Origin of the sequence: Pseudomonas mosselii, assembly GCF_005796105.1 — a bacterium.
GTDB lineage: Bacteria > Pseudomonadota > Gammaproteobacteria > Pseudomonadales > Pseudomonadaceae > Aquipseudomonas > Aquipseudomonas mosselii_C.
On sequence record NZ_VAUO01000007.1, the window covers coordinates 74887 to 97486 of the forward strand.

At 64.5% G+C, this 22600-nt stretch carries 19 protein-coding genes; 13 read left to right on the forward strand and 6 right to left on the reverse strand.

Features of this window, described 5'->3' with window-relative positions:
* Nucleotide 1 precedes the first annotated feature (1 nt).
* From bioC to bioB, 4 genes are read right to left on the reverse strand one after another with little or no spacing between them, the layout of a single operon-like run.
* Complete coding sequence (gene bioC / locus FEM01_RS15600) at nt 2-826, reverse strand: malonyl-ACP O-methyltransferase BioC (RefSeq protein ID WP_171030974.1); 825 nt, start codon at nt 824-826, stop codon at nt 2-4.
* Nucleotides 819-1550, reverse strand: a complete 732-nt coding sequence (locus FEM01_RS15605) for an alpha/beta fold hydrolase (RefSeq protein WP_138220386.1) — start codon at nt 1548-1550, stop codon at nt 819-821. The genes bioC and FEM01_RS15605 overlap by 8 nt, the downstream gene beginning before the upstream one ends.
* On the reverse strand, nt 1543-2715 hold the full coding sequence (bioF, locus tag FEM01_RS15610) for an 8-amino-7-oxononanoate synthase (RefSeq protein WP_138220387.1): 1173 nt from the start codon (nt 2713-2715) through the stop codon (nt 1543-1545). Before bioF ends, FEM01_RS15605 begins: the two co-directional genes overlap by 8 nt.
* Nucleotides 2716-2717: 2 nt before the next feature.
* Nucleotides 2718-3776: a biotin synthase BioB gene (bioB, locus tag FEM01_RS15615; protein WP_138220388.1), complete on the reverse strand. Its 1059-nt coding sequence runs from the start codon at nt 3774-3776 to the stop codon at nt 2718-2720.
* 90 nt (nt 3777-3866) lie between these two features.
* Here bioB and FEM01_RS15620 point away from each other — a divergent pair, with 90 nt between their 5' ends.
* The 4 genes from FEM01_RS15620 to rarD all read left to right on the forward strand — a co-directional run bounded on the left by FEM01_RS15620 (nt 3867) and on the right by rarD (nt 7434).
* Entirely contained in the window at nt 3867-4604 is a 738-nt protein-coding gene (locus tag FEM01_RS15620; RefSeq protein WP_138220389.1) for a ComF family protein, read from the forward strand.
* A gap of 55 nt (nt 4605-4659) precedes the next feature.
* A complete protein-coding gene (locus FEM01_RS15625; RefSeq protein WP_138220390.1) occupies nt 4660-5424 on the forward strand; it encodes a TOBE domain-containing protein in 765 nt (254 codons plus the stop codon).
* A 93-nt stretch (nt 5425-5517) separates the two neighbouring features.
* Nucleotides 5518-6492, forward strand: a complete 975-nt coding sequence (locus tag FEM01_RS15630) for a serine/threonine protein kinase (RefSeq protein ID WP_138220391.1) — start codon at nt 5518-5520, stop codon at nt 6490-6492.
* 54 nt (nt 6493-6546) lie between these two features.
* Nucleotides 6547-7434 carry an EamA family transporter RarD gene (rarD, locus tag FEM01_RS15635; protein ID WP_138220392.1) on the forward strand — a complete coding sequence of 296 codons (888 nt, stop codon included), beginning with the start codon at nt 6547-6549 and terminating at the stop codon, nt 7432-7434.
* Nucleotides 7435-7680: 246 nt separating this feature from the next.
* Here rarD and FEM01_RS15640 read toward each other — a convergent pair whose 3' ends face one another.
* Nucleotides 7681-8199: a glycine cleavage system protein R gene (locus tag FEM01_RS15640; RefSeq protein WP_138220393.1), complete on the reverse strand. Its 519-nt coding sequence runs from the start codon at nt 8197-8199 to the stop codon at nt 7681-7683.
* A gap of 430 nt (nt 8200-8629) precedes the next feature.
* Between FEM01_RS15640 and FEM01_RS15645 the strand changes: the two genes are divergently transcribed.
* A complete protein-coding gene (locus FEM01_RS15645; RefSeq protein WP_138220394.1) occupies nt 8630-10807 on the forward strand; it encodes a malate synthase G in 2178 nt (725 codons plus the stop codon).
* Nucleotides 10808-10859: 52 nt separating this feature from the next.
* Here FEM01_RS15645 and FEM01_RS15650 read toward each other — a convergent pair whose 3' ends face one another.
* Nucleotides 10860-11303, reverse strand: coding sequence for a response regulator (locus FEM01_RS15650; protein ID WP_138220395.1), 444 nt, complete (start codon nt 11301-11303; stop codon nt 10860-10862).
* Nucleotides 11304-11514: 211 nt separating this feature from the next.
* Here FEM01_RS15650 and FEM01_RS15655 point away from each other — a divergent pair, with 211 nt between their 5' ends.
* From FEM01_RS15655 to FEM01_RS15690, 8 genes are all read left to right on the forward strand, one after another.
* The gene (locus tag FEM01_RS15655) at nt 11515-13452 is read left to right on the forward strand and encodes a DUF294 nucleotidyltransferase-like domain-containing protein (RefSeq protein ID WP_138220396.1); all 1938 of its coding nucleotides are present in this window, start codon (nt 11515-11517) and stop codon (nt 13450-13452) included.
* Nucleotides 13449-14159 (forward strand): 3'-5' exonuclease, encoded by a 711-nt coding sequence (locus tag FEM01_RS15660; RefSeq protein WP_138220397.1) that lies wholly within the window; start codon nt 13449-13451, stop codon nt 14157-14159. Before FEM01_RS15655 ends, FEM01_RS15660 begins: the two co-directional genes overlap by 4 nt.
* A 240-nt stretch (nt 14160-14399) precedes the next feature.
* Nucleotides 14400-14918 carry an RNA polymerase sigma factor gene (locus tag FEM01_RS15665; protein WP_138220398.1) on the forward strand — a complete coding sequence of 173 codons (519 nt, stop codon included), beginning with the start codon at nt 14400-14402 and terminating at the stop codon, nt 14916-14918.
* Nucleotides 14915-15859 carry a FecR domain-containing protein gene (locus FEM01_RS15670; RefSeq protein WP_138220399.1) on the forward strand — a complete coding sequence of 315 codons (945 nt, stop codon included), beginning with the start codon at nt 14915-14917 and terminating at the stop codon, nt 15857-15859. Before FEM01_RS15665 ends, FEM01_RS15670 begins: the two co-directional genes overlap by 4 nt.
* A 163-nt stretch (nt 15860-16022) precedes the next feature.
* Nucleotides 16023-18434 (forward strand): TonB-dependent receptor, encoded by a 2412-nt coding sequence (locus FEM01_RS15675; protein ID WP_138220400.1) that lies wholly within the window; start codon nt 16023-16025, stop codon nt 18432-18434.
* Between the two features lie 43 nt (nt 18435-18477).
* The gene (locus FEM01_RS15680; RefSeq protein WP_138220401.1) at nt 18478-19590 is read left to right on the forward strand and encodes a PepSY-associated TM helix domain-containing protein; all 1113 of its coding nucleotides are present in this window, start codon (nt 18478-18480) and stop codon (nt 19588-19590) included.
* On the forward strand, nt 19587-19766 hold the full coding sequence (locus FEM01_RS24415; RefSeq protein ID WP_138220402.1) for a hypothetical protein: 180 nt from the start codon (nt 19587-19589) through the stop codon (nt 19764-19766). The genes FEM01_RS15680 and FEM01_RS24415 overlap by 4 nt, the downstream gene beginning before the upstream one ends.
* Before the next feature lie 65 nt (nt 19767-19831).
* Nucleotides 19832-22597, forward strand: coding sequence for a dermonecrotic toxin domain-containing protein (locus FEM01_RS15690; protein ID WP_138220403.1), 2766 nt, complete (start codon nt 19832-19834; stop codon nt 22595-22597).
* Nucleotides 22598-22600: the final 3 nt, after the last annotated feature.

Here is a 22600-nt window from a genome sequence, read left to right on the forward strand (position 1 = left end):
CTTATTGCCCCTGCTGCCTGGATTTACGCAATACCCCATAGACCACCTGGTAGGTGGTCGGCAGGCCCTGGGGCTGGCGGAACCGTTCGTAGGCTTGCAACAGCGCCTGCATGCGCGCGCGGCCGGTCAACCCGGAGGGCCGCCCGGGGTTGAGGTTGTGCGCGCCGAGGGCCTTGAGTTCATGGGTGAGGCTACGCACATCGGGGTAATACAACACCTGGGGGCGGCGTTGCAGTTCGATCACCTCCAGGGGGCTGTCATCGCACAATCGCTGGTAGTCCTCGAAGCGGCGAAAACGGTTGACGTGCACCATGCCATCCACCGCCTGCCAACTGGCGCGCAGCTCGTCCAGGGTGCCCACGCACAGGCTGCTGAACGCCATGACGCCACCAGGTCGCAGCACCCGTCGGGCCTCCTCGAGCACGCCAGCGAAGCCATCGCACCATTGCAGCGCCAGGCTACTGAACAGCAGGTCGATCGTCCCATCGCCCAGCGGTAGGCGCTCTGCATCGCCCGCCACGTGATGGCATGCCCCGCCGCGTTCACGGGCATGGCGCAACATGCCCTCGGCGATATCCACAGCCAGGCCTTGCGCATCGCTGAAACGCTCGGCCAGCAACCGGCTGAAATGCCCAGTGCCGCTGCCCAGGTCAAGCCAGCGCTGCGGCGTCAGCCCTTCGTCGAGCCTGCCCAGCAACGCCACCCCCACCGCACGCTGCAAGGCGGCCACGCTGTCGTAGCTGGCCGCTGCGCGGGAGAAGGAAGCCGCCACCTGGCGCTTGTCCGGGAGGTGGCCGGGCAGGTTGGGCTGGGAAAGGTCAGTCATCGCCACTCTCATGCAGGAAACTCTTGATGCCCGCGGCCAACTCCTGTGGATACTCCAGCAAGAAGGCGTGGGAACTGTCTTCGACCAGCCCGACTTCGACGTCAGGCAACAGGTCGCTGAGGGCCTTGGCCGCACTCGCCGGGACCAGCGCATCGCTACCGGCGAACACGTGCAACTGCGGGCCGCTGTAGTGCTCCAGAGCATGACGGGTGTCGAGTTTCTCCAGCACCTCAAGGCCAGTGGCCAGGTACAGCGGATCGGTATCTGGCACGCCAACCCCTAACTGGCGCAGCAACGTGCGCGGTTGCTGGGCACCGTCGCTGCATAGCGTACGAAAACGCTTGAGGGTGACCTGGGTGTGGCTGCGACAGCCATCCAAGAAGGTGCCGAAGGTGTCCGCTGGCATGCCATGCGGCCAGTCCGCCCGGGCCACGAAGCTGGGGTTGCTGCCCAAGGTCAACAGACCACAGCAATGATCGCCACGCCGGTGCGCCAGGGCACTGGCGAGCATGCCCCCCAATGACCATCCCCCCAGCCACACATCGGTGGGCAAGGTACGGTCCAGGTGCGCGAGCCACGCCTCGGGGTCGCTGTCGGCCAACTCCGGCAGCGGCATCAGTTCGACGTGCAGGCGCAGGTCCTGGGCGCGCAGGCTGGCGGCCAAAGGCTCCAGCGCGGCGCAGCCCAGGCCCCAGCCAGGCAATAGGATGAGTCGGTTACGCATCGGCGGACTCCAACGGTGAATAGCACTCGGCCAATGCGTTCAACAATAGCTGTACCTGAGCCTCGCTGTGCGCCGCGCTCAACGTGACCCTCAGGCGCGCGCTGCCCGCTGGCACCGTCGGTGGGCGAATGGCAGTCACCAACAGGCCACGTTCGCGCAGGCGCTGCGACAGCGCCATGGCGCGCGCGGCATCACCGATCAGGATCGGCTGGATCGCGGTGTGGCTATCCATCAAGGTCAGGCCAATCTGCTCAGCGCCCTCGCGGAACTGGCGAATCAACCCGGCCAGGTGCTCACGCCGCCAGACTTGCTCACGCAGCAGTGTCAGCGCCTTCAACGTGGCGCACGCGAGCGCCGGAGGCTGGCTAGTGGTGTAGATGTAGGGGCGGGCGAACTGTACCAACGCTTCGATCAGTTCTTCGCTACCGGCGACGAACGCACCGGAGGTGCCACAGGCCTTGCCCAGGGTGCCAATCAGCACCGGTACATCCTCGATACCCAGGCCATGCTGCTCCACCAGACCACCGCCGTTGGCGCCAAGGGTGCCGAACCCGTGGGCATCATCGACCATCAGCCAGGCGCCGCGCGCCTTCGCCACCTTGGCCAGGGCCGGTAGGTCGGCGCAGTCGCCGTCCATGCTGAACACACCGTCAGTGACCACCAGGGTGTTACCAGAGGCCTTGTCCAGACGGCTGGCCAGGCTGGCAGGATCGTTGTGCAAGTAGCGACTGAAGCGCGCACCGCTGAGCAACCCGCCGTCGAGCAACGAGGCATGGTTGAGGCGGTCTTGCAGCACGGTATCGCCCTGCCCCACCAGCGCGGTGATCGCCCCGAGGTTGGCCATGTAGCCGGTAGAAAACAGCAACGCGCGCGGGCGCCCGGTCAGTTCGGCAAGCGCCTCTTCTACCTGGTGATGCGGGGTGCTGTGGCCAATCACCAGATGCGAGGCCCCACCGCCGACGCCCCAGCGCGCGGCCCCGTCGCGCCACGCCTCGATCACCTCGGGGTGATTGGCCAGGCCCAGGTAATCGTTGCTGCAAAAGGCCAGCAGCGGCTGGCCGTCGACCACCACCTGCGGCCCCTGCGGGCTTTGCAGCAGGGGGCGTTGGCGGTACAGGTCTGCGGCGCGCCGTTCGGCCAGCCGCGCGGCGAGGTCGAAGGCCATGCTCAGGCCGTGGCTGCGTCGTAGAACAGCTCGCTGCTGCGCTGCTCGACCAGCGCCTGCTCGATGGCCGCCTGGTGCACTTCGTCGGCGTGTTCTTCACGGGCCTCGGGCTGGATGCCAAGGCGCGCGAACAGCTGCATGTCCTTATCGGCCTGCGGGTTGGCGGTGGTCAGCAGTTTCTCGCCATAGAAGATCGAGTTGGCACCGGCCATGAACGCCAGGGCCTGCATCTGTTCGTTCATCTGCTCACGGCCAGCGGACAGGCGCACGTGGGACTTGGGCATGAGCACACGGGCCACGGCCAACATGCGGATGAAGTCGAACGGGTCGACGTCTTCTTCTTCGGCCAACGGGGTGCCGGCGACTTTGACCAGCATGTTGATGGGCACCGACTCCGGGTGTTCGGGCAGGTTGGCCAGCTGGATCAACAGGCCTGCGCGGTCGTCCAGCGATTCGCCCATGCCGAGAATACCGCCGGAGCAGATCTTCATGCCGGCCTCGCGCACGTAAGCCAGGGTCTGCAAGCGCTCGCTGTAGGTGCGGGTAGTGATGATGCTGCCGTAGAACTCCGGCGAGGTGTCGAGGTTGTGGTTGTAGTAGTCCAGGCCGGCCTTGGCCAGGGCCTCGGTCTGCTCCTGGTCGAGCTTGCCGAGGGTCATGCAGGTTTCCAGGCCCATGGCCTTGACCCCTTTGACCATCTCCAGCACGTAGGGCATGTCTTTGGCCGAGGGGTGCTTCCAGGCAGCCCCCATGCAGAAGCGGGTCGAGCCGATGGCCTTGGCCCGGGCCGCCTCCTCCAGCACTTTCTGCACTTCCATCAGTTTCTGCTTTTCCAGCCCGGTGTTGTAGTGGCCGGACTGCGGACAATATTTGCAATCTTCCGGGCAGGCGCCGGTCTTGATCGACAGCAGGGTCGAGACCTGTACGCGGTTGGGGTCGAAGTGCGCGCGGTGGACGGTCTGGGCCTGGAACAGCAGGTCGTTGAACGGTTGCTGGAACAGCGCCTTGACCTCGGCCAGGGACCAGTCGTGACGTGTGGTTGCAATTGGGCTGGCGCTCATCGGCGTTTCCTTATCTAGGGTCTGACTGACGCCTGGACAACAACCGTCCACGCGCGCATCACGGATAGCACGAATACTCACGGAAGGCCCATGAACTGTCAACTGAATGCAAAAGCCCTAGTCAACATCTGTATAAATAATAACCACACCTGTTTACTCTGCGACGACCCTGCCGCGCAGCCCTGGCCGCTGTGCGCCGCCTGCGAACGCGAACTACCCTGGCTGACCGAGCAATGCCGTTGCTGCGCCCTGCCGCTTGCCCTTGACGGCCTCCTGTGCGCGCCGTGCACGCGGCGCAAACCGGCGTTCAGCCGGGTGATCGCCGCCTGGCACTACCGCTTCCCGGTCGACACCTTGGTCAGCCGTTTCAAGCACAACCGTCAGTGGCCGCTGGGTTGCCTGCTGGCCGAACTGCTCGTCCAGGCGCTGGAACACCGCTACGGGGAAGGTTTGCCACGCCCAGACCTGTTGTTGCCTGTCCCCCTGGCAAAGGCTCGACTGCGCCAGCGCGGCTACAACCAGGCCGCGATGCTCGCCCGCTGGCTGGCCAAGCCGCTGCGCCTGCCGTGCGACGAGCGGCTGCTCGAACGCACCCGCGACACCCGCGCGCAGCAGGCCTTGGATGCCAGGGCCCGGCAAGGCAACCTGCGCCAGGCCTTCGCCGTGCGCAATGCCGATAGCCTCAAAGGCCTGCACCTGGCAGTGGTGGATGATGTATTGACCACTGGCGCCACTGCCCAAGCCATCGCGCAGCTGCTGCGCCAACACGGCGCGCGCCGGGTCGATGTGTATTGCCTGGCCCGCACACCGCGGCCCGGCCAGGCTTGACTTGAGCCGGTACGGGCGGCACCGTCGCACGACGCTCACTGCCCGATGCTCGCCCATGTCTTTGCCCGTCCTGCTCACCCAACACATCGCCCGCCGCCCGCAGCGCATCGCCCTGTTGCAGCATGTCGCCGAGCAAGGCTCAATCACGCGCGCCGCCAAGGCCGCCGGTATCAGTTACAAAGCGGCCTGGGATGCCATCGACGAACTCAACAACCTGGCCGAGCTGCCGCTGGTCGTGCGCAGCACCGGGGGGCGTGGTGGCGGCGGTGCACGGTTGTCGGAGGCCGGCGAACGGGTCCTGCGGCTTTACCAGCGCCTGCACGCTTTGCAGGCAGAATTTCTTGAGGCCGCCGAGCACAGCGGCGACCTCGACCTGTTGGGCCGCCTGATGTTGCGCACCAGTGCGCGCAACCAGTTGCAGGGACAGATCTGCGGCCTGCGCCGAGAGGGCCGCTATGACCGCATCAGCCTGACACTGAGCGGCGGGCTGGAGATCGCCGCACTGATCACCGAGGACAGCACCGAGCGCCTGGGATTGACCTTGGGCGCCACGGTGGTGGCCCTGCTCAAGGCAGGCTGGGTCCAACTGCTTGCCGCAGACGCTGCGCCAGACCCTCAGAGCAATTGCCTGGAGGCGACGATCGAGGCGCTTCTGGCAGCCAGCCAAGGCCCCACCGAAGTGAAGCTGCTGTTGGGCAATCGTCAGACCCTCTGCGCCTTCGCCGAGGCCGACTGGCTGCACGCGCAAGGCCTGCAAGCCGGCAGCACGGTGCGGGTGCAGTTCCACCCCTCGTTGGTGCTGCTTGGCGTGCCAGCCTAGCCGAGGCTTGCGCGATGAGGGGGATTGGGTAACGCTGCCGCACCTGAGCATCGCGCACCTGCCGCCGCGATGCCGCTGTTCACCGGAGTCCGCATGTCCCACCCGTTCGACGCCCTCACCCCTGACCTCGTCCTAGATGCCGTGGAAAGCCTCGGCTTTTTGAGCGATGCCCGCGTCCTGGCGCTCAATAGCTACGAGAACCGGGTCTACCAGGTGGGCATCGAGGACGCCCAACCGCTGGTCGCCAAGTTCTACCGCCCTGGACGCTGGAGCGATGCCGCGATCCTCGAAGAGCACGCCTTCAGCGCCGAATTGGCCGACTGCGAGGTGCCGGTGGTGGCGCCGTTGCAACATGAAGGGCGCTCGCTTTTCGAGCATCAGGGCTATCGCTTTGCCTTGTTCCCGCGCCGAGGTGGTCATGCACCGGAGCCAGGTAACCTCGATCAGCTCTATCGCCTTGGCCAATTGCTCGGTCGCCTGCATGCCGTCAGCGCCACCCGTGCCTTCGCGCATCGCGAAGCGCTGGCGGTGGACAACTTCGGCCACGCCTCGCTGCGCACCCTGCTCGACGGCAATTTCGTGCCCCGTGAACTGCTGCCCGCCTACGAGTCGGTCGCCCGCGACCTGCTCAAGCGCGTCGAGGACATCTATGCGCGCACCCCATACCAAACGATCCGCCTGCATGGCGACCTGCACCCTGGCAACCTGATGCACCGCGACGAGGTCTATCACGTGGTCGACCTCGACGACTGCCGCATGGGTCCGGCCGTGCAAGACCTGTGGATGATGCTCGCCGGCAACCGCGAAGAACGCCTGGGCCAACTGGCCGAGCTGATCGACGGCTACAACGAATTCCACGATTTCGACCCCCGCGAGCTGGCGCTGATCGAACCCCTGCGCGCGTTGCGTCAGTTGCACTACAGCGCCTGGCTGGCGCGGCGCTGGGACGACCCGGCATTTCCTCCGAGCTTCCCGTGGTTCGGCCAACCACGCTACTGGGGCGACCAGATCCTTGCCCTGCGTGAGCAAATCGCGGCGCTGGACGAGGAACCGCTCAAATTGTTCTAGGGGCTGGCTACACTACGCATCGCGCTTTTCAGCACCATCACGCAAGGATTCTGCATGCACGCCGCAAACCCGCGCCGCGGGTACTTACTGGGCCTCGGCGCCTACATCATCTGGGGGCTATTCCCTCTGTACTTCAAAGCGCTCCAGAGCGTCCCGGCGTTGGAAATCATCGTCCATCGGGTGCTCTGGTCGGCGCTGTTCGGCTCGCTCCTGCTGCTGGTGTGGAAACACCCCGGCTGGTGGCGCGAACTGCGCGACAACCCCAAGCGCCTGGCGATTCTGGCGCTCAGCGGCGCACTGATCGCCGCTAACTGGCTGACCTATGTGTGGGCGGTGAATAACGGGCGCATGCTCGAGGCCAGCCTGGGTTACTACATCAACCCACTGATCAACGTACTACTGGGCATGTTGCTGCTTGGCGAACGCTTGCGCCGCCTGCAATGGCTGGCAGTGGCGCTGGCAGCCCTGGGCGTGGCCCAGCAGGTGTGGCAGGTGGGCAGCCTGCCTTGGGTATCGCTGGCCCTGGCGGTGACGTTCGGCTTCTACGGGCTGATTCGCAAGCAAGCGCCGGTGGCAGCGCTGCCGGGGCTGGTGGTGGAAACCTGGATGCTGGTGCCGCTGGCCATCGGCTGGTTGCTGCTGCACCCCGCCTCCAACAGCGCCAACCTGGCGTTCTTCAGCAGCAGCGAGGCGCTGTGGTTAATGGCGGCAGGCCCAGTGACCCTGGTGCCGCTGGTGTGCTTCAACGCCGCTGCCCGGCACCTGCCCTATACCACGCTGGGCTTCTTGCAGTACCTGGCGCCGACCTTGGTGCTGCTGCAAGCGGTGCTGTTGTTCGACGAGCACCTGACGGCGAGCAACGTGCTGGCGTTCGCGTGTATCTGGGCAGGATTGGCGGTTTACAGCGTCGATGCCTGGCTATCGCTGCGCAAGCGTGCCTGATCATTTATTGATCAAACCTTTGCAGGCCGCGTACTGCGTGGCCTGCAGCAATGTCTCCAAAGGTTATCCACACCCTCGTCCCCGCCGTTTGTGCACAAGCCATTGATTGATGGACGTTTTTTGATCGAATCTCTGTAGCCCTCAGAACCACTGGCCTGTAGCGCTGAACCCCCAGGTTATCCACAGGGGCTTCCCCGTTAAATCGGGATAACCGTCGGGGGCGCTTCGCGCCCCAACGGCTAGCGATCAATCCTCAGGCCGTAACCTCAGTTCCACCATCAAGTCGTCCGCCAGACTCTCCAAGCGCTGTTGCAAGTCCTCCAGCGCCAAGGTCAATGGCAGCGCCAGCAACGCATCGGCATGGAACAGCGGCTCACTACTCATCGGCGCCGGACGTACCTCGGTGGTAAAACGCTCAAGGTTCACCCCTTGCTCAGCCAGCAGCCGGGTAATATCACGCACGATGCCAGGCCGATCATTGCCCACCAGCTCCATGGCGATGGGCTTGCTGGTGCATGCGGGTTCGCTGCCGCTCTCGGCGATCAACACGCGGATGTCATGGCTCGACAGGGTTTGCAGTGCGATCACCAGATCGTCGTAATGCTCCGCCGGCACCGCCACGCGCAAGATCCCGGCGAACTGCCCGGCCATGCGCGACATACGGCTCTCCAGCCAATTGCCGTTGTGATCGGCGATGCACTGTGCGATACGCTCGACCTGCCCGGCTTTGTCGGGGGCAATCACGGTGAGTACCAGATGGTCCACAAGCCACTCCTCCTGCAAGTCGAAAATCGGCAACCGAGTCAGTATAGGCAAGCCGCGGCAACCTGCCGCAGGACAGTCCAGCCAATCAATCGTGTACCGTTTCAAGATTTATCTGGAACAATCCACCTGTTTTTTGCGAACATACTCTCTCCCAGCGTGACCCCATGCGACCGAACGGTCGCAGAACGACGCTTTTAGTCTGATGTTCACTGGCCTGCTGCTTCATGTAGTATGCGTCGGCGCGGACTACAAAATGTCGTTTGGATGTCTGCCAAGGCGCCTGTGAAAATACGCCAACTGCCCGTCAGCATGTCTGCCAGGCCGCACCCAGCCGCCCTTGCGGGTATGTACTGGTGCCGTGTTTAAAGAAGCGCTACAGGCTTAATACGATGCGCGAAAGCGAAATAGCTGAGCAGAGGTGAGGCAAGCAATGACTGGATACGTTCAAGTCGGTGGCCTTCAGGTCGCCAAGGCCCTGTATGACTTCGTCAATCACGAAGCGATCCCTGGAACCGGCATCGACGCCGCTGCATTCTGGGCCGGGGCAGAAAAAATCATCGACGACCTCGCTCCCAAGAACAAAGCCCTGCTCGCCAAGCGCGACGAGCTGCAAGCCAAGATCGATGCCTGGCACCAGGCGCGCAAAGGCCAGGCCCACGACGCCGCAACCTATAAAGCTTTCCTCCAGGAAATCGGCTACCTGCTGCCACAAGCGGACGATTTCCAGGCCACGACGCAAAACGTCGACGAAGAAATCGCACGCATGGCCGGGCCACAGTTGGTCGTCCCGGTGATGAACGCGCGCTTCGCCCTGAACGCTGCCAACGCCCGCTGGGGCTCGCTGTATGACGCGTTGTACGGCACTGATGCGATCAGCGAGGCAGGCGGCGCCGAAAAAGGCCAGGGCTACAACAAGGTCCGTGGCGACAAGGTCATCGCCTTCGCGCGTGCCTTCCTCGACGAAGCCGCGCCCTTGGCCGCAGGTTCTCACGTCGACTCCACCGGCTACCGTATCGAAAACGGCAAGCTGGTGGTTTCGCTCAAAGGCGGCAGTAACAGCGGCCTGCGTGACGATGCGCAACTGATCGGCTTCCAGGGCGACGCCAGCGCACCGACTGCCGTGCTGCTCAAGCACCACGGCCTGCACTTCGAGATCCAGGTCGACGCCAGCACACCGGTCGGCAGCACCGACGCCGCCGGCGTGAAAGACATCCTGATGGAGTCGGCACTGACCACCATCATGGACTGCGAAGACTCCGTCGCTGCCGTCGATGCCGACGACAAGGTCATCGTCTACCGCAACTGGCTGGGCCTGATGAAAGGCGACCTGGCCGAAGAGGTGAGTAAAGGCGGCAAGACCTTCACCCGCACCATGAACCCGGACCGCGAGTACATCGCCCCGAACGGTGGCAGCGTCACCCTGCACGGCCGTTCGCTGCTGTTCGTGCGCAACGTCGGTCACCTGATGACCAACCCGGCGATTCTCGACGCCCAGGGCAACGAAATCCCCGAGGGCATCCAGGACGGTCTGTTCACCAACCTGATCGCCCTGCACAATCTCAACGGCAACACCCAGCGCAAGAACACCCGTACCGGCAGCGTGTACATCGTCAAACCGAAGATGCACGGCCCTGAAGAAGTGGCGTTCGCCGCCGAAATCTTCAGCCGCGTCGAAGACCTGCTGGGCATGCCGCGCAACACCGTCAAGGTCGGCATCATGGACGAGGAGCGTCGTACCACGGTGAACCTCAAGTCATGCATCAAGGCCGCCGCCGAGCGTGTGGCGTTCATCAACACCGGTTTCCTCGACCGTACCGGCGACGAAATCCACACCTCCATGGAAGCCGGCGCCGTTGTGCGCAAGGGCGCCATGAAGAACGAAAAGTGGATCGGCGCCTACGAGAACAACAACGTCGACGTGGGCTTGGCCACCGGCCTGCAAGGCCGTGCGCAGATCGGCAAAGGCATGTGGGCCATGCCCGACCTGATGGCCGCGATGCTCGAACAGAAGATCGCCCACCCACTGGCCGGCGCCAACACCGCCTGGGTACCGTCGCCGACCGCCGCCACCCTGCATGCCCTGCACTACCACAAGGTCGACGTGCAGGCCCGCCAGCGCGAGCTGGCTTCGCGCACCCCAGCGTCGGTGGACGACATCCTGAGCATCCCGCTGGCGGCCAATACCAATTGGTCGGCTGACGAGCTGCGCAACGAGCTGGACAACAACGCCCAGGGCATCCTCGGCTATGTGGTGCGCTGGATCGACCAGGGCGTAGGTTGCTCGAAGGTGCCAGACATCAACGATGTCGGCCTGATGGAAGACCGCGCCACCCTGCGCATCTCGGCCCAGTTGCTGGCCAACTGGCTGCGCCATGGCGTGGTCAGCCAGGAACAGGTGCTGGAAAGCCTCAAGCGCATGGCCGCTGTGGTCGACAAGCAGAATGCCGGCGACGCCCAGTACCGCCCGATGGCGCCGAACTTCGATGACAACATCGCGTTCCAGGCGGCCGTAGAGTTGGTAATCGAAGGCGCCAAACAACCGAACGGCTACACCGAGCCGGTGCTGCACCGTCGCCGCCGCGAGTTCAAGGCGCGCAACGGGCTGTAAGAGCCAGTCGCGGGGTCCGGTACGCCGGACCACCGCGACGCCTCCAGCACCGCTATTCGATGCGTAACTCTCGTTTCACCAACTCCAGCAGTTTCCCCAGATCCACCGGTTTAAGCAGAAAATCCACCACCCCCAGGTGCATCACGTCCACCGCCTCCTTCACATCGGTGTCGCCCGACACCACGATGATCGACAGCGCCGCGCGCTCGGACTCGCGAATCTGCCGAATAAGCTCCAGCCCATCAGCAGGCTGCATGCGCAGGTCGGTAATCATCAAGGCTATGCGCGGCTCGTAATACAGCTTGAGCATCGCCTCCTGGGCGCCATCGGCCTGCATACTCTCGATACCCCGGCTTTTCAGGTAGAGGCACAACGCATCCCTGTTCACTGGGTTGTCATCCACCACCAGCACCACCGGCCTGGGTGCCACGGGCGCACTCAATACGGCCAACGCCTCGCGCTCGGCGTCACTCAGGATTTCGTCATGCTCAGCCATGGCCATCTCGTCAGGAATCTCTAGCTCACGCGGTTGGACCGCAACGGCCGGTCACCCAGCCAACCTTTCGTCGGATCGTCGACAGCCCACGCTCTAGACTTACGTCCAATGGGCACCACAAGGCCACCAGCCGACCATGAAGGTCAAGAACAACAAAGCCGAGCCCTATACATAGATATATATAGTTCGGCGTAGCGATACGGTCAGCTTCATGAGCAAAAAGGACGCCTACACCCAGGCCGGCAGGACTGCGGTGCTGCAAAACATCCAGGGTACGTTGCAGTTCCTGCAGCGTTTCCCGCCGTTCAACCAGATGGAGCAGGGTCACCTGGCGTATCTGGTGGAACAGTGCCAGCTGCGCTTTTATGCAACCGGCGAAAGCATCATCAAGCCTGCTGACGGCCCTGTGGAACACTTCTACATCGTCAAGCAAGGCCGAGTGGTCGGCGAGCGCCAGCACGTCACCCGTGCCGGCACCGAGACCACCTTCGAGATCGCCGGCGGCGAGTGCTTCCCCCTGGCCGCACTGCTGGGCGAGCGTGCTACCCGCACCGAGCACCTGGCTGGCGAGGATACGTTCTGCCTGCAACTGGACAAGGCTGCGTTCATCCGCGTGTTTTCCATGTCCGAGGTGTTCCGCGACTTTGCCCTGCGCGGGGTGAGCAGCCTGCTTGAGCAGGTCAACCAGCAGGTACGCCAGAAGGCAGTGCAGACCCTCGGCACCCAGTATTCGCTCAATACCCCGCTCGGAGAGCTGGCGTTACGCCACCCGGTCGTCTGCAACCCAGACACCGCCCTGCGCGAAGCCGTGCGCCTGATGCACGAGCAGCAAGTCGGCAGCATCGTCATCGTCGATGCCCAGCGCACGCCGTTGGGCATCTTCACCCTGCGTGACCTGCGCCAGGTAGTGGCCGACGCCAGCGCCGAGCTGACCGCGCCGATCGAACGCTACATGACCGCCAGGCCGTTCCACCTGAGCCCCAGCGCCAGCGCCTTCGACGCGGCCATGGCGATGACCGAGCGCCACATCGCCCACGTCTGCCTGGTCGACAACCAGCGCCTGTGCGGGGTGATTTCCGAACGCGACCTGTTCTCCTTGCAACGGGTCGACCTGGTGCACCTGGCCCGCACCATCCGCCATGCCCCCAGGCTCGACAGCCTGGTGTCGCTGCGCGGCGAGATCGGCCAGTTGGTCGAACGCATGCTCGCCCACGGCGCCTCCTCGACCCAGATCACCCAGATCATCACCCTGCTCAACGACCATACCGTATGCCGGGTGATCGAACTGGCCATCGCCGAGCGCGGCGATCCGGGCGTGCCGTTCAGTTGGCTGTGTTTCGGCAGCGAAGGCCGTCGCGAGCAAACCCTGCACACCGACCAGGACAACGGCATCCTCTTCGAAGCGCAAAGCCACGCCGAGGCTGAGGCCATCCGCGCCAAGTTGCTGCCACTGGCCCAGCACATCAACCACCAGCTCGCCCAGTGCGGCTTTACCCTGTGCAAGGGCAACGTGATGGCGGGCAACCCCGAGTTGTGCCTGTCGCGCAGCGAGTGGGCGCGACGCTTCGCAGGCTTCGTGCGTGAAGCCAGCCCCGAGAACCTGCTGGGTTCAAGCATCTACTTCGACTTGCGGGTGGTCTGGGGCGATGAACGCGGCTGCGAGCAACTGCGCCAGGGGCTGCTCGACCAGGTGGCCGACAATCGCTTGTTCCAGCGCATGCTGGCCGACAATGCCCTGCGCCAGCGCCCGCCAGTCGGGCGCCTGCGCGAATTCGTGCTGACCCGCCAGGGCGATGACAAGGCCGCCACCCTCGACCTCAAGGTCCAAGGCCTGACACCATTCGTCGATGGCGCGCGGCTGCTGGCCCTGGCCAATGGCGTGAAGGCCTGCAACACCGTGGAACGGCTGCGCGAGCTGATCGCCAAAGGGGTTATCGATACCCTCGACGGGGCGGCCTATGAAGAGGCCTACCACTTCATCCAGCAGACCCGCATGCAGCAGCACCAACGCCAGAGCCGCGACAACCTGGCCTACACCAACCGCCTGGACCCGGACAGCCTCAACCACCTGGACCGGCGCATCCTGCGCGAATCGCTGCGCCAGGCCCAGCGCCTGCAAGCAAGCCTGGCCTTGCGGTACCAACTATGAGTTTGTTCGCCTGGCTGCGCCCAACCGCCCCGATGCTGGACGATGCCCTGCGCCAACGCCTGGCCCACCTGCCCGCGCCAGCACCGCTGGGCGTGTGCTCGCTGCGTGAGCAGCGCTGGGTGGTCCTGGACCTGGAAACCAGCGGCCTGAACCTGAACCGCGACCAAGTGCTGTCGATCGGCGCGGTGGCCATCGAAGACGGCGCCATCGACCTGGGCCGGCCCTTCGAACGTACCCTGCACCGCCCGGAACAGAAGACCAACCCCAGCGTACTGATTCACGGCCTGGGCCCCAGCGCCCTGGCCGCTGGCGTCGAGCCAGCCGAAGCGCTGCTGGACCTGATGGCGTTCATCGGCGACAGTCCGGTACTGGCCTTCCACGCGCCCTTCGACCAGCGCATGCTGGCCCGCGCGCTCAAGGACAGCCTGGGCCTGCGCCTGCAACACACGTTCATCGACGTGGCCGAGCTAGCCCCGCTGCTCAACCCCGACACGGTGCTGCGCGAAGCCGGGCTGGATGACTGGATCGCGCGTTTCGGCCTGCAAGTGCAGGCACGCCACCATGCCAGCGCCGACGCCCAGGTCACCGCCGAGCTGGCCCTGATCCTGTTCAGCCAGGCACGTCGCCAGCAAATGGACAGCCCCTTGCAGTTGGAGCAGCGGCTCAAACAGTGGCGCCGACGCAAGATCCAGAGCCATGGTTTGTAAGGGTCACCCAGCCCTTGGGCAGACAGCCGATTTCACAAGCGCGCAGCAGCCCCAGGTCTGAGCACCCTGCGCAATCGCCGGGGCTGCTGTGCAGCCCTTCCCGGCCGGTCCACACACAACTGCGACATGCAACTTACATAGTGGCAATCCGATAAGCGTCAATTGCAACCCCATCCCCGCCTCTGCCAGAATCGCGAATAATTATCGTTAGTTAACGCATTCTTTCTTGGGGACCGTTCCTTGACGTCAGCGCAAAGCCCACACACCGATCTGGTCGGCGCGCTCTATCGCGACCATCGCGGCTGGCTGCTAGCCTGGTTGCAGCGCAGCACTGCCTGCCGCCAGCGTGCCGAGGATCTGAGCCAGGACACCTTCGTGCGCCTGCTAGGCCGCGCTCACCTGGACACCCCGCGTGAGCCCCGGGCCTTTCTGGTCGCCGTGGCCAAGGGCCTGTTGTTCGATCACTTTCGCCGCGCCGCCCTGGAACAGGCCTACCTGTCGGAGCTGGCACGACTGCCCGAGGCCGAACACCCCTCGCCAGAAGTGCTGCTCCTGATCCTCGAAGACCTCAAAGCCATTGATCGCCTGCTCGGCAAGCTGTCGAGCAAAGCCCGCGCCGCATTTCTGCACAACCGCCTGGATGGCATGGGGCACACCGAGATCGCCGAGAAACTGGGCGTGTCGGTGTCTCGCGTGCGCCAGTACATCGCCCAGGGCATGCGCCAGTGCTACATCGCCCTGTACGGCCAGCCGACATGAACGACGCCCCGGTTTCCAGCCAGGTGCTGGAAGCGGCCATCGCCTGGAAGCTGTGCCTGGACCAGAACAGCGGCACACCTGACGAGCGCAACGCGTTCATGCGTTGGCATGCCGCCAGCGAAGAACACGCACGTGCCTGGCTGCAACTGGGCCTGCTCGACCAACGCTTCAACGCCGCTGCCGGCCCCGCCCGCCAGGCGCTGTTGCAGTCGCGCGCGGGTATGCGCCAGCGCCTGGGTGGACTGGCCGGCATGCTGGTGCTCGGCGGTTTGCTGGCCTGGGCCGGGCTACCGAGCCTGTCGGCCAGCTACTGGCTGGCCGACCAGCGCACCCGCACCGGTGAAGTACGCACCCTGCGCCTGGAAGACGGTACGTTGCTCAGCCTGAACACCCAGACCGCAGTGGATATCGACTTCCAGGGCAGCGCACGGGTGATCGTGTTGCACCAGGGCGAGATTTCGGTCGAGACCGGTCACGAGGACAGCCGTCCGTTGCTGGTACGCACCGACGACGGTCGTCTGCGTCCGCTGGGCACGCGCTTTTTGGTCAAGCGCGAAGACGCCGGCACCCGCCTGGAAGTGCTGCAATCGCAGGTGGCGGCCAAACCGCTCAACAGCGGCGACGAGCAGGTGCTCGGCGAAGGCCGGCAAGTGCTGATGAACGCCGACGGCCTGGGCCCGGTACAAGCCGTGCCGGTGGGGGCAGATGCCTGGACCCGGGGCATGCTGGTGGTGGACAACGTACGCCTGGCCGACTTGATCGCCACCCTGGGTGAGTACCGCAGCGGCTACTTGGGCGTGGCCGACGAGGTCGCCGACCTGCGGGTCAGCGGCAGCTTCCCGCTGCATGATTCCGACCTGGCCCTGGCCTCGCTGCTACCGGCGCTGCCGGTGAAGATCGAGCGGCATACGCCGTGGTGGGTGACCGTGAGCGCCCGCTGAAGGCGGGCAAGCGGCAAGCTTGAAGCTAAAGCAGATCACCGCTCCGCTTGCAGCTTGCAGCTTGCAGCTCGCAACTTGCAGCTTTCCCCCTCCTCCCCCTGTCACTTTTTGAATCTCGCTCGGCAAGGAAGCAGTTAGCACTTATCCGTCGAGGAGCCGCTGCATGTCCCGCGCTGTTGATGCCTTGCTTCGCCCCAGCCTGTTGGCCTTGGCCATCGGCCTGTCCACCCCGTTGGCCAGCCCCGCCCTGTTCGCCGCCGAACCATCGGCGCTACACAGCTATGACCTGCCCAGCGCACCGCTGGCCAGCACCCTGAACCACATCGCCAGCCAGGCCGGAGTTACCCTGGCACTGGATCCGGCGCTGGCCAGCGGACGCACGTCAGCGCCGGTACAAGGTCAGTACAACGCAGTCGGGGCACTTCAAGCGGCGCTGCGGGGGACCGGGTTGCAGCTGCAGCAAAGCAGTGCCGGCAGCTACAGCCTGGTGTTGGTCGAAGAAAATGCCATCGCCCTGCCCACTACCGACATCAACGCGACGCTGGCCAACGCCGACGGTAGCGCCGCTTCCGGCTATCGCGCCGAGACCGTGAGGAACGTCGGCGCCCTCGGCGCCATGACGTTGCAGGACACACCCTACTCGATGAGCGTGGCGTCCCAGGACTATCTGAAGAACACCCTCACCACCAGCCTGGACGACGTATTCAAGCGCAATCCAGCCACGCAGATCTCCAGCCCACGCGCTGCCGGGTATGCCAGCGCCGTGGCGATTCGTGGCTTTAGCGGCTCAGGCAACATGAATATCGCCAACGACGGCCTGCGCTTCAGCAATGGTGCCGATGCCGGCAACTTCATCGAAGACACCGAACAGCTGGAAATCATCACCGGCCTAACCGGCTTTCTCTATGGCCCGGCGACCCCAGGCGGGCTGGTCAACTATGTGCTCAAGCGCCCGACCTACCATCGCTACAACAGCGTCACACTGGGCAATGCTGGCGGTGAGAACTACTACCTGCATGGCGACTTTGGCGGCAAGATCGACGACGCCGGGGTATTTGCCTATCGGCTGAACCTGCTGACGCAGGATGGCGAGACCGCCATCGACCTGCAAAAACGCCGCCGCCAGATGATCAGCGCAGCGCTGGACTGGAACGTCAGCGACGACCTGCAAATCCAGTTCGACGCGTCCCACCGCAAAACCCAGATGCGCGGCCTGAGCAGCTACTGGTACGTCCCTGCCGGCATCGAGCGCCCGGACGCCTCGTCGCTAAAGAACGACAAACTCTACAGCCAGAAATGGTCGTTCTCGGACAACGAAACCGACAAGGCCGGCGTGCGCGCCAACTGGCGCATGAACGACACCTTCACCCTGCGCGCGGCAGTCGCGGCGCAACAGTACACCGACGAATACACCTACACTGGACCGACGCTGACCAGCGCGACCACCTATAGCCAGCCGATTTACGCCTTTGCGCCGATGCAAACCAAGGAGCAATCCGCCTCGTTGTTCCTCGACGCCGCCTTCAGTACCGGGTCGCTCGGGCACAAGCTGACCCTTGGCTATCAGGGCAATACCAGCCGGATCAAGAAGTACGACGACAACTTCCCCACGGCCTGGCAGTACCAATCGCCTGTCGGCACACTGCCGATCGGCGAGCAGCCACAGGTCGACAAGCCGGACTGGTCTATCGGCCATGGCAACAAACGCCTGGCCAGCACAGCCACCAACAACAATTTCCTGCTCGGCGACATCATCACGATCAACGAGCAGTGGTCCACCATCCTTGGCGTAACCCAGACCCAGATCAAGAGCTACAGCAACGACTTCATCTACTCCAACCCGGAGAAGAAGACGCGCTACGACAAGAGCAAAACCTCGCCGAACGTCTCGATCATCTATAAGCCAGTGCCATGGCTGACCACCTACGCCACCTACATTGAAGGCCTGCAATCGGGCAGTACCGCGCCCAGCAATGCCGTGAACGCAGGCCAGGCAATGGCGCCACAGGTCAGCGAGCAGTACGAGATCGGCGTCAAGGCGACCGTGGGCGAAACGTTGTTCACCCTGGCGCTGTTCAACATCGACAAGCCGAACAACTACACCAATGGCCAAAGGGTCTACGTTCAGGATGGCCGCCAGGAAAACAACGGCATGGAATTCAGCGTCACCGGCAAGCTCGCGCCGGAGCTGACCGTAGTCGGTGGCATCACCGTGCTCGACCCAAAAATCAAGAAAGGCGCCACTGCCGCCAACGACGGCAACGCCCCCGTCAACGTTGCCAAACAGATGGCCAAGGTCTACGCCGAGTACGACATCAATGCCATACCCGGCCTAGCCCTGACCGGTGGCGCCTACTACACCGGCAAGCAGTACGCTGATGAAGCCAATACCGTCAGCCTGCCATCGTTCACCACCTTCGATGCCGGCGCCCGCTACAAAATCCACCTGGCAGACGCTAACGACGTAACCCTGCGCCTCAACGTAGCCAACCTGGCCGATAAGGCGTATTGGCTGAACAGTTCCTACTTGGGCGATCCGCGTACCGTGCAGTTCTCCGCTCAGTTGGAATTCTGACTGCCATGCAATGGCCCCATGAAAACAGTCAGATCAAGACCCGATGAAAAGCCAAACCCTCCGCCGCTGGTCCTTCGTCCATACCTGGAGCAGCCTGGTCTGCACCGTATTCCTGCTGCTGCTCGCGCTCACAGGCCTGCCGCTGATCTTCCACCACGAACTCGAGCACCTGCTGGGCGATGCCCCGCAGTTGCGCGCGTTGCCGGCAGATACCCCGCATCTGGACCTGCAGCAGCTGGTGCTCAAGGCCGAGCAGCATCGCCCGGGCGAAGTGCTGCAATACTTCGGCTACGACGAAGACGCCCCCAACGGCGTGGTGGCGATCATGGCCGCCAGCGCGGGCACCGAACCCAACGCCTCCCACACGTTCATGCTCGATGCCCGCACCGGCGAGGCGCTGGCCATGCCGGCAGCCAATGGCGGCTTCATGATGGTCATGCTGCGCCTGCACGTGGACCTGTTCGCAGGACTGCCCGGCAAGCTGCTGCTGGCCTTCATGGGCGTGCTGTTCGTCGTGGCGATCGTCTCGGGCAGCGTGCTGTATGCGCCTTTCATGCGCCGGCTGCGGTTCGCCACGGTACGCCACGACAAGTCGCGCCGGCTGCGCTGGCTCGACCGGCACAACCTGATCGGCGTGGTCACCCTCAGCTGGGCGCTGGTGGTGGGCGTCACCGGGGTGATCAGCGCGCTGTCCGACCTGGTCATCGCGGCTTGGCGCAACGACAGCCTGGCCGCGATGGTCGCGCCCTACCGCGATGCCCCGCCGCTCACCGAACGCGCACCGGCCACGCAACTGCTGGACATCGCCGAGCGCGCCGCCCCCGGCATGCGCCCGGATTTCATCGCCTTCCCCGGCACGCGCTTTTCCAGCGAGCACCACTATGCGGTGTTCATGAAAGGCGCCAGCCACCTGACCTCGCACCTGCTCACCCCGGTGCTGATCGACGCCCGCTCGCTGGCGGTGACCGCCGTGGGCGAGCGCCCCTGGTACATGGACGCCATGGGCCTGTCGCAGCCACTGCATTTCGGCGACTACGGCGCACGCCCGATGCAGATCCTCTGGGCGCTGCTCGACGTGCTGAGCATCGTCGTGCTCGGCAGTGGGCTGTATCTATGGTGGGGCAAGCAGCGCAAAACCAGAGAGGTATCGGTGTGAACCGCAGGCCGCAAAGTACCGGGCGGATCCTCGCTTGGCCCGCCTTGGTGGCAGCATTGACGCTGACCGGACTGTTCGCTGCCCTGCTGGGCGACGGGGCTTGGGACGCGTTGGCCTGGCTAGGCCTGGGGCTGACGACAGGCCTTGGCCTGAGCGGATTTTGCCGTAGGGGCTAACCGGCTACCGCGTGGCGCCAGCGGGCAAGGGGCAGGCTTGCATTCCCGCCCAAGGAGCCCTGCCCATGACCCCGCTACAACATCTGGAACACCTCGACGGTCGTATCCGCGAGCTACAGGCGCAGTTGCCATCTCTGCAAACCGAGTTACCCCTGGCGCACATGCGCCAGCAGCTGTTCGGCGACCTGAGTCACTTCTGGGCCGAAGTCAGCCCTACCGGTAGCTCGCGTCGACAACAACTACAGCGCATCCGCCTCGAGCAACTGCGAGCCGAACTAGACCTGCGCGTGGCTGACCACACCTTGTCCGTCGAGCACGCCGCGCAGGTGCGCACCTGTCTCGACCTGCCGCTGCCTTGGCAACGCCAGCATTTGCCCGTCGAACAGCAGCCTCAACTGTATCGCCCAGTGTTCAGTACCCTCAGCCCCAATCGCCGGGTGCCTCTGCCCGGCGTACTGGTGCTCGTCGCAGGCGCCGTCCAAGGTGCCGAGGCACTGCCGCAGGCCACCAACGGCGCAGCCGTGCTGTGCAGTATCAGCCATGGGATCGAGGCCTTCGACAGCCTAGCGCTGTTGCACACCGAATTATGCGAGCGCCTCGACGACCCGTGGCAAAGCCTGCCGCTGCTTAGCCTGCTCAGTCCTCATCACCCGGTCGAAGGGATCTTGCTAGCGGACCGATTGCGCTACGAATGGTGTGCCGAGGCCCTGACAGAACAGCAAACCGACAGCCTGATCGAACGCCAGCACGCGTGCACCCTGCATGCCTGGCAAACGGCCTGGCAAGGCGTCAGCCCCCCGCCACTGCCAACCTTGGAGCACACACTGCGTAACGCCATGGACCTGCTCGGTCCGATGGGTAGCCGTCACGCCTTGGCCACGCGCTACAGTCTGCTACTCGAAAAACATCTCCCGAGCTGGCTGCGCCAGGCACCGCCGCAAGCCCTCAGCCACGTCATGCAAACCCTTCAGGAACTGGCGGTGGCGATCGAGCAAGGCGCAGCGCCGGGAATTCTCGACCTCCAGCAATTCAACCAGCGCGAAAACCTGATTTCCTGGACCCGTAGCCGCTTGCGCGAACGGCTGCGGCGCGACCCTGGTCTGGACCTGGCGCCCGAGCGCATTCAGATCAGCGTCACCCTGGCGCGACAGGTCGGTGCGCTGCTCAATCCGCTGCAACCCTCAAGCTACGTAGCCGTGGCCAATACTCAACGCCATGGTGGCAGCATCGAGTTGGTCAAGCGCACCTACCCACTGGACGAGCTGGCCTTGATGAACATCGCATGGTTCGACACCGACTACTGGCTAACCGCCCGCGTGCACGACGCTGAAGGTAACGCGCTGCCCAGTCTCAGCGCCGCCAGGGTCAAGGACATGGTGCGCGAGCTGGACGTGGGCACCGGCTATACACGCTTCGTACGCAAACACCTGCTTGATTCGTTGGAGGGGGGCTGGCGCGAGCGCGCCCACGGCCGGATCAACAAGGCACGCATGCACGCCGAGCTGGTCAAGGCGCACTATGCCCGGCACTTGCTCGAAGACCCGTTCCAACGCGGCTACCACTGGGCCCGGGCGGTGCTCGAACAGCCCAACAGCGAAACCCGCAGCGCGCCCGGCCTGCCTCGGCTGAGCGTGCGGCAGCTGCTGATCCTCACGCATACCGTTACCGGGGTGCTGTTGATCAACGCCGAAGCCTCGCACCTGACCTCGCTGCTGGTCTACGCACCGGATGCACCAGACCGCCGCCCATGGCGCGAGTACCGCAATGCCCGTGCCCTGCTGCGCGACCTGCGCGAGAACCCGGCACTGCGCGCCTATGTGATTGCACGTACGCCCTTGGCCAACGCGCAACAGCTCGAGAAGCTGCTGAGCAAGGGCCGACTCGGGCCACACGTGCAGCGCCCAACGATCAAAGGTGACCTGCTGCGCGCCTGCTACCGCGCCGAAGTGCAGGACCTGCTCGCCCGAGCCGATGCACAAACCCGCAGCAATCGCGAACTGCTGGGGCACGTCGCGATCGACAGCTTGCACCTGCTGCTCGATCTGGTCAGCTTGGTGCTGCCGTATCCGGCGTTGTCAGCCTTGGCATTCGCGCGTGCTGCCGTATCGGTCATAGAAGGCCTCGAAGCGCTCGAACGCACGGACCGTGAGGCCGCGCTGCACCACGCGCTGGGTGCTTTCAGTCATACGATCGACGCGATCCACGGTTTCGCCGGCTCCGCCGTGATGCGCCGGGCGCTGCGTGGCCTGCCGCCGCGCCCACCGATCCCCATCCCCGATCACTACGTTGCCAAGCCGGACGTGGCGAAGCTGCGCTATCGTACCGACGGTATACACGGCGAGGGGATCTACGAGTGGGTATCCGGGGAGCCAGGCCCAACCCGCTACTTCATTCGCGACGAGCAGGGCCGCCATTACAACGTGAGTTTCGATGGCTACCGCTGGCGTGCAGTCGAACCGGGGTACCCCGAGGCGTATCTGCAACTGCCCGTGCGCCGTGACACCCAAGGCCAGTGGGTACTGGACTCAGCGCTGCACTGGCACGACGGTCTGCCGGACCTGGGGCAGTTGTTCGACGACTGTCACCTGGGACTCGCCGCCCCCGGCACTGCGCTCGACGACAGCCTTTTCGACGCCGATGGGCAGTTGTACCTGCGTATCGCGAACTGGCAACTGCCAGTGCGTCGCCACCTGCTGCCGGGGCACCTGCACCTGCAAGTACCGACCAGTCGCGTGCCGGTGTGGGCGGTGCTGCGCAACGTGGACGGGCAATGGCGCATCCGCGTGCGCCAGGCCGGCCGCAGCAGTGACTGGCTGGCGATGCCCACCTGACGC